Source organism: Botryobacter ruber, from assembly GCF_003347595.2.
Classification (GTDB): domain Bacteria; phylum Bacteroidota; class Bacteroidia; order Cytophagales; family Hymenobacteraceae; genus Pontibacter; species Pontibacter ruber_A.
Genome location: NZ_QCZK02000014.1, coordinates 19,940 through 31,735, shown reverse-complemented (window position 1 = coordinate 31,735; position 11,796 = coordinate 19,940). Strand labels below are relative to the sequence as shown.

Genomic DNA, 11,796 nt, shown 5'->3' with positions numbered 1-11,796 from the left:
TTAACCTCGGCTCAAGCAGCTACTGCTGCTACTGGCTTTGAACCTTCGCTTGCAGTAGCTCATTTTTTAAATTCTTATTTCAAATTTGCCACAACTTATTTATAAACCGAATAACTCCGTTTAGCCACCAAATACAGGAGTATAAACGGAATAATATTACTGAATTTACTGTCTCTTCACAAGACCCGGTTGCAGAATAACCTGACTTTAAGCAACAATTTCCCTGTGAGGACGAACCTAACAAAGCTGCTATCGTTTTTAGAAGCATGTCCTGCATTGCCGTAGATGGGCAATGCAGGCAAAACTGCTTCTAAACTTAACACACAAAAACGATGAAAAAAGAAATAACTTCTGTACTGGCTGCTCTCGGATTTTGCCTGTGCTTAGCCTCCTGTGGCGAACCGACCGGAGACCACACGCAGCCGGAAGCCACATCAGGCGACTATATCAGAAACGATGATATCGACACAATAGATATGGCAGGAACAGACACAGCCCGAATAGATAACACGAAAGTGGATAACGTAAAAACAGAGGAGTACTGATACGAATTTATTTACTGCAGCAGCCACCACAGCCACTGCTGCACGCCAAGGAGCAGTGGCTGTGGTGGCTGCTGCAGACGTATTTCAGAAACACAAAAGCCGCCGGCTCTTCTACAGAACCGGCGGCTTTTTTATGTTGCAGCACTTAGCGCGCTTCTTCCAGGGTAACTTTGGCCCATTTACAGATGCCTCCGAGCGGCGGGTTATATTTATACACACTCACCCGCACCTGCTTCACGAACGGAAAACGCTCATACACTTTGTCGATGATCCGGTGGCCCAGGTGCTCCAGCAAACGAGCCGGAATCTGCATTTCCGCCACCACCAGCGCATACAGCGTTTCGTAGTTTACCGTCTGGTGCAGATCATCGGAGGCAGCGGCACTGCGCAGATCTGTCTCGATGAGCAGGTCGAGGCCGTACTTGTTGCCGATCTTCTGCTCCTCGTCGTAATAGCCGTGGAAAGCGAAAAACTCCATGCCTTCCAGTGCAATTTGTCCCATGCGTCTGCCTTTCTTAGCCTATCTCGTCGAAGAATGACCCCGCTGTCTGTTTCACAGGCGCCTGCGCCAGGTTACGCGAAGGCTCTGTCATAGGAGGCTGTATTTCGGGCTGATCGGGCTGCACCGGTTTAATTTCGGGTACTGGCTGCTCGATATCCGGAGCCGGCACACGACCCGGGTAATCAGGGGCAATCGGGTCTACTTCCGGGGAAATAGGATTCGGCACAGGCGTTACCGGGTTCGGTATTTCAGGTTGCGGCGGCGTAACATCAGGGGCCGGATCGCCAAACGGATTTACTTCGCTTTTAGCCGGTAGGGCAATAGCTCCGCCAGCCTGTGCAGCCGAAGCAGGGTATAGTTCTTTGTTGGATGCGTTCATATCTTTCAGGTTTTTCAGCAGCTCCGGTGCGTGAACTTTCACGTCGGCTGCTCTTGAAAGAATACTTAATGTAGAGGTTTTTGGTTTTGCCTTTGTCTTCTCTACCTTGTCCAGCGCATCGTTGGCCATGTTTTGCAGGTCGCGTACCAGCGAATCGAGGTAACCTTCCAGGCGCTGGTAATCCTGCTCCAGCGCTTTTACTTCCTGCTGCATGGCGGTAATCACCTGTTCAGCTTTTTTAGAAGCGTCTTCGAGCAAGGTTCTGGACTGGTTACGCGCCTCGTTCAGCAGCTCTTCCGACTTCAGCTGAGCCTCGCGCACCTTCAGCTCAGCCGATTTGTTGGCCTGCTCCAGGATGTTGTTGCCCGTATCTTCGGCAGTTTTTAACGTTTTATACAGCGATGACTCCACCTCGCGCAGCTTCTGGGTTTCGCGGTTGGCGGCTTCCAGCTTCATGCGCAGGTCCTTGTTTTCATCCATCAACTTTTCCCACTGCTGCGAAAGGGTCAGCAAAAAAGCATTTACCTCGTCCTTGTCTAAACCTCTGAAAGCCTTCTCAAATGTTTTTTGTCTTATTTCTAATGGTGTGATCTTCATATCTCCAAAAATTTAATATCCCAAACCGATAGGGTGCGGTCATCGCTACACGAAACTAACTGATTATGATGAGCCGTCCAAAATAATTTGTTCACAGAAGTGCCGTGGCTTGCGTTTCGCACTTTATCAATCACTTTCAGCAATTTAAAGGTGCGGGCATCCCAGATTTTGATGGATTTGTCCATGCTGCAGGTGGCAAAATGGCGGCCGTCGGGGCTGTAGGTAAGGTGGTTGATGGTGTACATGTGCGCGATGGTGTAACCCCGCTCCCGGTACCCCTCCTGCACCTCCCACACCCGCAGATGCGCATCGCGCCCTGCCGTCAGCAGTTGGTCGCCCTCCGGCGAGTAAGCAACCGTAAAAACCGAGTTCGTATGCGACTTCAGTTCGTGCTTCAGTTCCAGGGTGGCCGCATCAAAAACACGTACCACGTTATCGCTGTAGCCGGCGGCCAGTTCCTGCGTGTGCGGGTTCAGCGCCAGCGACCGGGTACTCTGGTCCGATTTCCGGATGATGGTTTGCAGCTCAAACGTATCGGCAGCCAGCACCGCTATACCGCCATTTCCCAGGGCCACATACACTTTCTGCAGTTCCGCGCTGTACTTCATATCAAAGATCGGCACCTTCGGAAGCGGTATTGATTTCAGAATCGTTTTCTGCGCCAGGTCTATCACCTGCACCCCCTCGTTGTTCTGCCCGATAAGCAGCAGGTTCCGGAACGGAATGTAGCAGAGGGCATAGACGGAGGTGCTGACACGGGCAACTAATTCGCCGTTTTCGGGGTCGTTTAAGTTCCAGGCCACCACCAGGCCGTCACCGCCGGCCGAGTAGATCGTGGCGCTGTCGCCGGAAGGTTCGAGGGTATATACGCAGTCGCGGTGGCCGGTAAGGGTACTCACTTTTTGCACTTGAATGGGACTCGCCATAGCTGCTGATGTTGGTAAAATCTGATTTTTGTCTAAATTTACAATAAAAGAACGGAACCTGCGGGTTCTGCACCCGAAACAAACTACATTAACCGTATGCCTCTCCTCCACTCCCGGCTCCTGAACGAACACACCCTGCTGGGCGTTTGGCAGATAACGGAACAACCGCAGGAACTGCTGGCTGCCTTGCCTGCCCAGCTGTGCACGGAGGCCATTTCGGGCAATATCCATCCTAAACGGCAACTGGAGTGGCTGGCCAGCCGCACGCTGGTGTACGCGCTTCTCCCCCACTTCACCAGCGAGCCGCTCTGCCTGCTCCGCGACGAGAACGGGAAACCGGTTTTCGAGAATTCACCGTTGCAGGTTTCCATTACGCATGCACCTGAACTGGCTGCCGTAATTATATCCGACAAATACCATGTTGGCATAGATATTGAACGTATACACCCAAAAGCATTGCGTGTAGCCGGAAAATTCTTATCCGAAGCAGAGCAAGCGTATACAGCGGGCGAGGAGTTAAAAACATGCCTCTACTGGAGTGCAAAAGAAACCCTTTACAAGCTGTATAGCAAAAGGAAGCTGCTGTTTAAGGAAAACATCCTGCTCCGGCCTGACCAGAATTTACTGTCAGGATGTGTGCAGACAAATGGTTTTTCCAGGGATTACCAAGTTTACCACGAAGTTGTCCGGAACCATGTGCTCACGTATTGCTACGACCAGAACTATGATAAAAGCTTTTAAACAAAAACTGAAAAACATGAAATACTTCGCCTCTTTTGCTGTGGCAGCTATGGTAACTGCTGGTACCCTGGTATCGGTTGGGGCTTTTGCCCAGTCCGGCGGGTATAAGCTGAATGATAAGGTGAGCAACTTCTCGCTGAAAGACGGCAACAGCAAAGCGGTTTCGCTAAGCCAGTATGCCGGCAGCAAGGCGGTAGTCGTTGTGTTTACCAATAATAGCTGCCCGTATGCGCGGCTATATGAAAACAGGCTGGTAACACTGGCCAATACTTATGCCCGTCAAGGTGTGCAGTTCATCTTTGTAAATCCAAGTGTAGGCCCCGGCGAAGCGGATGAGAAAATACAGGAGTTAGCCGCCAAAAAATTCCCGTTCCCTTACCTGGCCGATGAGGGCCAGCAGGTAAGCTCCCAGTTTGGCGCCTCCAAAACACCGGAAGCGTTTGTGCTGCTCAACAACAAAGGCGACTTCACCCTGAAATACAAAGGAGCAATAGACGATAATCCACAGGCAGAAGCTAACGTGAAGAATTATTACCTGAAGCAGGTAATCGACGAGGTGCTCTCAAACAAAACCGTTACCTCCCTCGAAAACCGGGCAACGGGCTGTATGATCAAACGGAATTAAAAACTTTAGTGCTAAAAAAGCGAGAGCCGCTCCTTTGCCGGGGCGGCTCTCGCTTTTTTATATCGCCGGATCATCATCGGTAATAGCAGTCAGGAGTTTGGTTACTTCTCTTGCTTTTTCCGGATCATCCATTTTTTCGAATGAGAAGGCCAGGTTGCGCAGGGCGCGTTTAATGATGTCGAGGTTGGAGCAGGGCTCGTAGAAGGTATCGATCGGGTTGAGGTTGAGCTGCAGGATATAATTATCGATATCGGCTTTGGAAAGCACCAGCCCTTTGTTATATACATTGATGTAAAACTGCGTGCCATCCAGCTTGTAGGTCAGGATGAACAGGTTGGGCAGGTTGACGCCGTATACCGGCATCCCGAGTTGCTGCGCAATGGTCATGTAAATCACGCACAGCGTCAGCGGATTGCCACGTTTTGTTTCGAGCGCCAGGTGCAGCATGGAGTTCGCCGGCGAGTGGAAGTTCTTGGTGTTGGCAGAAAACCGCTTTTCCCGGAAAAGTACGTTATTGAGCGTTTTTACCTGGTCGTACGGATGCATCTCCTCCTTCATCTGCGCCCAGGCATCGTAATAGAGCTGCTGTATCTTCTGCTTCAGGGTAGCCAGTTCCACATCGGGGTACATGTACGAGTTCACGAGCCACATGCCTTCCAGCAGATCCTGGGTTTCGCTATGCTTCCACTCCTTCAGGCGGGCCAGCAGATCGTTGTATTGCAGACTGTGAATCAGGTCCTCGATCTTTTTCTGCAACTCCGAATCCAGGGTTTCTTCCCACTGCTCCTCCAGGTGCGGAACGATGCTAACGCCCATCGACACGATCTTCTGCTCCACATGGCTCGCCACCTGGTGATCGTCGTCGTCAAGCAGCGAAATAAGTGCTTTTATTTCCTTGTTGGTCACTGTACTTATTATTCTGTAAGTTAAAATTCGCGCAATTCAGCAGCGGCAGCACCGTGTAGGGGCGCTTCTGGCAAATTAGCAGAAAAGTTTCGCTTATTAAAAAGTTTTCACTCTCCCGCTTCGCTTTACCCGTTCCTGTTGCCCTACTTCGCTTGTGCAGAGGCTATGGTGACAGCAGCAGCAAAACAAATACCGCCTCAAAAGACTAAAAAACTCTGCTGCACCTGCCACCACAGCCGCTGCACATGCTGAATTATGTCTGAATCACGCCCACGTTATACGGTTTGGTGATCGGGGCATGATTCGCGGCCTCGATGCCCATCGAGATAACTTTGCGCGTTTCCAGCGGGTCGATGATGCCGTCTACCCAAAGCCGTGCTGCTGCATAGTAAGGCGACAGCTCTTCGTTGTATTTGGCTGTGATGCGCTCCAGCAGTTCCTGCTCTGCCTCGGGCGTTAGCACCTCGCCTTTTGCCTTCAGCGACGACACCTGTATCTGCAGCAGCGTTTTGGCCGCGGAAGCGCCGCTCATCACCGCCAGTTGCGCCGTGGGCCAGGCAAAGATCAGGCGCGGGTCGTAGGCTTTGCCGCACATGGCATAGTTTCCGGCCCCGTAGCTGTTTCCCAGGATAAACGTAAATTTGGGAACCACAGAGTTTGCCATGGCATTCACCATTTTAGCGCCGTCTTTGATGATGCCGCCATGTTCGGCTTTGCTGCCCACCATAAACCCGGAAACGTCCTGCAGAAACACCAGCGGTATTTTTTTCTGGTTGCAGTTCATGATAAAGCGGGCGGCTTTGTCGGCGGAGTCGGAGTAGATGACACCACCCATCTGCATTTCGCCTTTTTTGCTTTTCACGATTTTGCGCTGGTTGGCCACGATGCCCACCGACCAGCCGTCTACGCGGGCAAGGCCGCAGATAAGGGTCTGGCCGTAGTGGTCTTTGTAGGGTTCAAACTCCGAGTTGTCTACCAGCCGCAGGATGATGTCCATCATGTCGTAAGGCTTCACCCGGTCCGACGGCATAATACCGTATAGCTCCTGTTCTTCCAGCTTTGGTTTGGCAGGCTCCGAACGGTTAAAGCCAGCTTTATCGAAGTCGCCCATCTTGTCGAAGATGGTACGGATGTGGTCGAGGCATTCCTGGTCGTTCTTGCATTTGTAGTCGGTAACACCGGAAATTTCGGAGTGGGTGGTGGCGCCGCCAAGCGTTTCGTTGTCTATACTTTCGCCGATGGCTGCTTTTACAAGGTAAGAACCCGCCAGGAAAATAGAACCCGTTCCTTCCACAATCAGGGCTTCGTCGCTCATGATGGGCAGGTAAGCGCCGCCTGCCACGCAGCTGCCCATGATGGCGGCAATCTGCACGATGCCCATCGAGCTCATCACGGCATTGTTGCGGAAGATGCGGCCAAAATGCTCTTTATCAGGGAAAATCTCGTCCTGCATGGGCAAAAACACGCCGGCGCTGTCTACCAGGTACACGATGGGCAGGCGGTTTTCGATGGAAATTTCCTGGGCACGCAAATTCTTTTTGGCTGTGATGGGAAACCAGGCGCCAGCTTTTACGGTGGCATCGTTGGCTACCACCACACACTGTCGCCCTTTGATATAACCGATACCTGCCACCACACCTCCGCTCGGGCAGCCGCCTACTTCCTCGTACATACCGTCACCGGCAAAAGCGCCTATTTCCAGGAACTCCCGGTCCGGGTCGAGCAGGTACTGAATACGTTCGCGTGCCGTGAGCTTGCCTTTCTCGTGCTCTTTCTGAATCCGTTTCTCTCCCCCGCCCAGGTATACCTTTTTCAGCTTTTGCTTCAGCTGGTAGGTCAGCTGCTTCAGCGCATCTTCGTTTCTGTTGAATTCTATATCCATGCTTGTTGTAGCGTAGAAGTAACGTTATTATAGGCAGTAACGAAAAATCCGCTTCGGGAGCGGATTTTTAAGGTAAATATAAAAAAACTGTCAGTTCCGGGTAAGCGTATCGGCGGGCACAGGACGAACAGTATCGGTGGGCGCCGAACGTTTGAATTCATCCGGATGGTTTTCCTGCATCTCTTTTACTTCTTCCAGTGTGATCACCCGGCCTGTCGGCGTTACCTTGTATTTATCTTTCCGCCCGAAAAGCGAGAACTGTACATAGCGTTTGGGGTAAGCCTGTATATCGCGCAGCAACAGGTTCAGCGCCTCGGAAGAGCGGTTAAGGTTGGCATACAGCTCTTCGTCGTTCATCAGCTTTCCTAAGGAGCCCTGGTCGGAATTCAGTTTGGCGACGGTGGTTTCCATTTCCGTTACCATTTCGTTTGCATTATCAACGAGCTTGTTTATCTCCACCCGCTTCAGGGTATCTGTAATATCGTTCATGTTCGACACCAGGTAGTTCAGCTTACGTTCGGTTTCACGCAGGGCGGCGGTCATCTGGGCCATGTTTGCGGTAATAAGCGAAATGTTCCGCTGGTTTGCGCGCAGCATTTCGTTTAAAGCCTCGGTGGTTTGCCTGGTGTTGGCCAGTGTTCCCTGTATGTTATCTCGGGAGGTACTGTCGAGCAGCGTGTTCAGGCGGGCCAGGGTCGTATCTACCTTATCAATAACAGGCATAGACTTTTGCGACAACATATCCGTGATACTGGTTTCCTTAAAAGGTATCAGGCGTTCGCCGCCGTTATACATCTTCGTACTGTTGCCTAATGTCAGCTCAATGGCTTTACTACCGAGGATGTCGGAACTGGCCAGGCTGGCGATGGTAGAATCGCCGATATGTAATTTTTTGGTTATCTCAAGCTGCACCCGGATCTGGTTTCCTTCTTCGGTCAGCAGCTCCAGTTCCTGAACGGTACCCACCTGCACGCCATTCAGCATGACCGGGTTCGAAACGGTCAGTCCGCCCACATCCGGGTAAACTACATAAAAAGTCCGGGAACCTGAAAAAAAAGGGGCACCTTTCAGGTACAAAAATCCGAAGTACAGTATGATAAGTGCTGCTAATCCGAGCAGCGCGACTTTAATTTCTTTTGAAACTCTCACGTAGGGGTTTTCTTTAAGCTTAATTCATGGCTTCAAGTTCGTCTTTATACTCCCTGAAAGCACGGTATATACCTGATGCCATATACGATTGCCCCGACTTATCGTTAAGAAATTTTTCTTCGTTCGGATTTGTCAGGAAACCGCATTCAATGAGCACACTCGGCATAAAGGACTTCCATAACACCAGGAAAGGTGCCTGTTTTACGCCCCGGCTATTACGGCCCACCTTCTGTTTAAACTCCCGCTCCACTTTTCCGGCGAAGCGCAGGCTGTTATCGATATAGGCACTCTGGTGCAGGGCAAACAGGATGTGGCTCTGCGGCGAGTTCGGATCAAATCCGTTATAGTTTTCTTTATAGTTGTCTTCCTGCAGGATTACGGAGTTTTCGCGTTTGGCCACCAGCAGGTTCCCCTCCGACTTCTGCAGTCCCATGGTGTAGGTCTCGGTACCGTAAGCGGCAGCAGGACCTGAATTCAGGTGGATGGAGATGAACAGATCGGCATTGTTCTTATTGGCGATACCGGCCCGGTCTATCAGTTCGACAAAGTGATCGGTTTTGCGGGTATACACTACTTTTACATCGGGCAGATTCTTTTCGATCAGGTTTCCTACCTGCAGGGCCAGCTGCAACGCGATGTCCGCCTCATGCGAAACTTTCCCGTTACACCCTACATCTTTTCCTCCATGACCGGCATCAATCACCACCGTCCGGACCTTGTAAGCCTTGCGATACTCCAGTTTACCGGAAGTACATAATAAAAATAAGAGAACAAGAGACGAAACAGCAACAATATTTCTCACAACCTTCGTAGTTAAAAGCTAAAACAATAACTTTGTACAAATTAAGTAAAACTTTAGGGAAGTCAGAAGAAGTTGCGTTATAAAATAATCCGTCCCTGCCTGTTGCTGCTGCAATTCGTTCTCCTTTTTCCCCTGGCAACCCTGGGGCAAACGGCGCCTTTGCCTGTAACTACACCGCAGGATACCATTCCTGCTGCCACCACAGACTCTGTTGCACTGGCTGCTCCGAAAGGCGCCATTGCCACCACCATCAAATATTCTGCCACCGATTCCATTGTGCTGGAAGCCGATCAGAAAATTGCGCATTTATACGGAAAAGCCCAGATTGAATACGGCCAGATAAAACTGGAAGCAGCCTATATCCAGATCAACTACGAAACCAACGTGCTCTCTGCCAAACCGGTCATCGACTCTACCGGCAACGAGGTTGGCGTACCCGTGTTTACAGATGCCGGCCAGAGTTTCGCGGCAAAAGATATTGCCTACAACTTTAAAAGCAAACGGGGCCGGATTGCCAATGTAGTTACCCAGCAGGGCGAGGGCTACATTCATGCCGAAGTGGTGAAGCGGAACGAGCAGAATGAGTTCTTCGGCCTGCATGCCCGCTACACCACCTGCGACCTGGAGCATCCGCACTTCTTTATCAACGCCACCAAAATAAAAGCCATCCCGGATTCCAAAGTAATGTCGGGGCCGTTTAACCTGGTAATCGGAGATATTCCGTTGCCGGTGGGCTTCCTGTTTGGTTTGTTTCCTACACCAAAAGAAAAGCGGGCGTCGGGTGTAATCATTCCTACTTTTGGCGAGAACAGGGCGCGGGGCTTTTTCCTGAGCGGCGGCGGCTATTACTTTGCACTGAACGATTATGTAGATGCCAAAATAACCGGCGATGTTTACTCCCTTGGCGGCTACAAAGCAGACCTGAGCAGCACCTATTTTAAACGCTACTCCTACCAGGGCGGCTTTGGCTTCTCCTACGATTATTTCAAGAACGATGAAGCCGACATTGAGAGAACAAGAGAAGCAGGCGCCGGCATACCTTTACCTCCTACTACCCGCTCTATCTGGATAAACTGGCGACACAGCCCGGTACAGAAGCCCGGCAGGGGCCGGTTCTCCGCCAGCGTGAATGCAGGTAGTTCCTTATATAACCGTATTAACTATGTAAGCACGGCCCGCTACCAGGCGCCTACCCTGAACTCCAGTATTTCTTACCAGAAAGTTATACAGAATACGCCTTTCAGCTACAGCACCGCCCTTACCTTTGGCCAACAAAATGGTGGGAATGTATATAACTTTAATCCTACGGCCAACCTCTCCATGACCCAGATGAGCCTGTACGAGCTGCTGACAAACAATACACCGACCGGCAGATGGTATGAGAAATTTACGTTTGGCTATGGTGTCAACTTTCAGAACCAGATATCGAACATAGTTAATGCCAGACCAAATGTTGTAACGGCACGGCTACCGGATGGCAGGAGTATCCAGATAAATGTAGCTGGGGCTGCTGATACTTCCAGAACTATTCCGGTTGATTTTAATAACATCGGGGAGTTATGGCGCAACGGACGCTGGAGTGCGGCACATAACTTCAGCATTGGTCTGGGTAATTATAAGGTACTGCGCCACTTTAACCTGACGCCAAGTTTGAGCTATGCCGAAAACTGGTCAGGCCAGCGGTTTTCCTATACCTATAACCCGGATGCTAATACGGTTTCGGTTGACACTGCCGGATTTGGCCGCACCTATACCTACAGTGGCGGTGCCTCGCTTAGCACTACCATTTACGGAACGTTACCGATAAAGGGCAACAAGGTAGAAGCCATCCGGCACGTGATGCGCCCCACGATTGGCTACAGTTTCTCGCCGAACTATTTAGGCGATAGCTTTAATTATTTCCAGACCACCCAGGTAGGCGTAGTGGAAGGAACAAACCAGCCAATTATCGGCCGGTTACTGCGCTACCCCAATGCTCCGCAGGGCGGTCTGCAGAGCGCCATGACCTTTGGCGTTACCAACAACGTGGAGATGAAGGTAAAGTCTAAAACAGACACCACGGGCGCCAAAGCCTTTGAGAAGGTAAGCCTGATCGACAACCTGAGCGCCAGCAGTTCCTACAACTTTGCCGCCGACTCGTTCAAGCTGGCCAACATTAACCTGAACATGAACACGCGCCTGTTCAAGATCATCAACGTTAACTTTAACTCTACTCTAAACCCTTACCGGGTAAATGCCGAAGGCAGGCCGATTGACAGCTATACGTTTCCGCGTGTTGTCAGTGCCGGTTTGTCTGCAGGGTTAAGCCTAACGCCGGAGTCGTTTGGCAGTTCGGAGACGGCCGCCCCCACCAACATACCGGCACTCGAGCATGATCAAACGCCCATGCTGCCGTCTTATGTCGACTTTAAAATTCCGTGGACACTGAGCACCAACTTCTCCTTGTACTACACCCGGTTTTCGCCGCTGGTAGAAGGGCAGCTCGTAAAAGCGCTGGACATGAGCGGCTCGCTGAACCTGACCGATAAGTGGAAGATACAACTAAGCACCGGTTACGACTTTACGAACAAAAACATTTCGATGGGTAACATCAACATCCACCGCGACCTGCACTGCTGGGACATGAGCATTTCCTGGATACCGTTCGGGTTTGCACGGGGCTACAACCTTACCATCAACGCCCGCTCCTCGCTGCTCCAGGACCTGAAGCTGACGCGGAACCGAAGCGGCTGGAACCGCTAA

General features: G+C 51.1%; 11 protein-coding genes. 4 read left to right on the top strand and 7 right to left on the bottom strand.

The features are described 5' to 3' along the window. The first annotated feature begins 332 nt into the window (after nucleotides 1-332). Nucleotides 333-545 (top strand): hypothetical protein, encoded by a 213-nt coding sequence (locus DCW36_RS02575; RefSeq protein WP_125185519.1) that lies wholly within the window; start codon nucleotides 333-335, stop codon nucleotides 543-545. Nucleotides 546-690: 145 nt separating this feature from the next. Here the strand turns inward: DCW36_RS02575 and folB are convergent, their stop codons facing one another. From folB to DCW36_RS02560, 3 genes are read right to left on the bottom strand one after another with little or no spacing between them, the layout of a single operon-like run. After that, entirely contained in the window at nucleotides 691-1,047 is a 357-nt protein-coding gene (gene folB, locus DCW36_RS02570) for a dihydroneopterin aldolase (RefSeq protein WP_114784311.1), read from the bottom strand. Between the two features lie 13 nt (nucleotides 1,048-1,060). Further along, nucleotides 1,061-2,023: a DivIVA domain-containing protein gene (locus DCW36_RS02565; protein ID WP_114784309.1), complete on the bottom strand. Its 963-nt coding sequence runs from the start codon at nucleotides 2,021-2,023 to the stop codon at nucleotides 1,061-1,063. Then, nucleotides 2,020-2,949 (bottom strand): WD40 repeat domain-containing protein, encoded by a 930-nt coding sequence (locus DCW36_RS02560; protein ID WP_114784307.1) that lies wholly within the window; start codon nucleotides 2,947-2,949, stop codon nucleotides 2,020-2,022. Before DCW36_RS02560 ends, DCW36_RS02565 begins: the two co-directional genes overlap by 4 nt. Nucleotides 2,950-3,045: 96 nt before the next feature. On the opposite strand from DCW36_RS02560, the gene DCW36_RS02555 reads away from it, so the two are divergent. After that, the gene (locus DCW36_RS02555; RefSeq protein WP_114784305.1) at nucleotides 3,046-3,690 is read left to right on the top strand and encodes a 4'-phosphopantetheinyl transferase family protein; all 645 of its coding nucleotides are present in this window, start codon (nucleotides 3,046-3,048) and stop codon (nucleotides 3,688-3,690) included. After that, nucleotides 3,674-4,315, top strand: a complete 642-nt coding sequence (locus DCW36_RS02550; protein WP_240676023.1) for a thioredoxin family protein — start codon at nucleotides 3,674-3,676, stop codon at nucleotides 4,313-4,315. Before DCW36_RS02555 ends, DCW36_RS02550 begins: the two co-directional genes overlap by 17 nt. Nucleotides 4,316-4,372: 57 nt before the next feature. On the opposite strand, the gene DCW36_RS02545 is transcribed toward DCW36_RS02550, so the two are convergent. The 4 genes from DCW36_RS02545 to DCW36_RS02530 all read right to left on the bottom strand — a co-directional run bounded on the left by DCW36_RS02545 (nucleotide 4,373) and on the right by DCW36_RS02530 (nucleotide 9,054). After that, complete coding sequence (locus DCW36_RS02545) at nucleotides 4,373-5,221, bottom strand: transglutaminase-like domain-containing protein (protein ID WP_114784304.1); 849 nt, start codon at nucleotides 5,219-5,221, stop codon at nucleotides 4,373-4,375. A gap of 253 nt (nucleotides 5,222-5,474) precedes the next feature. After that, complete coding sequence (locus DCW36_RS02540) at nucleotides 5,475-7,103, bottom strand: acyl-CoA carboxylase subunit beta (RefSeq protein WP_114784302.1); 1,629 nt, start codon at nucleotides 7,101-7,103, stop codon at nucleotides 5,475-5,477. Between the two features lie 90 nt (nucleotides 7,104-7,193). Further along, nucleotides 7,194-8,252 carry an MlaD family protein gene (locus DCW36_RS02535; protein ID WP_114784300.1) on the bottom strand — a complete coding sequence of 353 codons (1,059 nt, stop codon included), beginning with the start codon at nucleotides 8,250-8,252 and terminating at the stop codon, nucleotides 7,194-7,196. Nucleotides 8,253-8,271: 19 nt separating this feature from the next. Beyond that, on the bottom strand, nucleotides 8,272-9,054 hold the full coding sequence (locus tag DCW36_RS02530; protein ID WP_114784298.1) for an N-acetylmuramoyl-L-alanine amidase family protein: 783 nt from the start codon (nucleotides 9,052-9,054) through the stop codon (nucleotides 8,272-8,274). A 159-nt stretch (nucleotides 9,055-9,213) separates the two neighbouring features. On the opposite strand from DCW36_RS02530, the gene DCW36_RS02525 reads away from it, so the two are divergent. Then, nucleotides 9,214-11,796 (top strand): putative LPS assembly protein LptD, encoded by a 2,583-nt coding sequence (locus DCW36_RS02525; RefSeq protein ID WP_125185518.1) that lies wholly within the window; start codon nucleotides 9,214-9,216, stop codon nucleotides 11,794-11,796.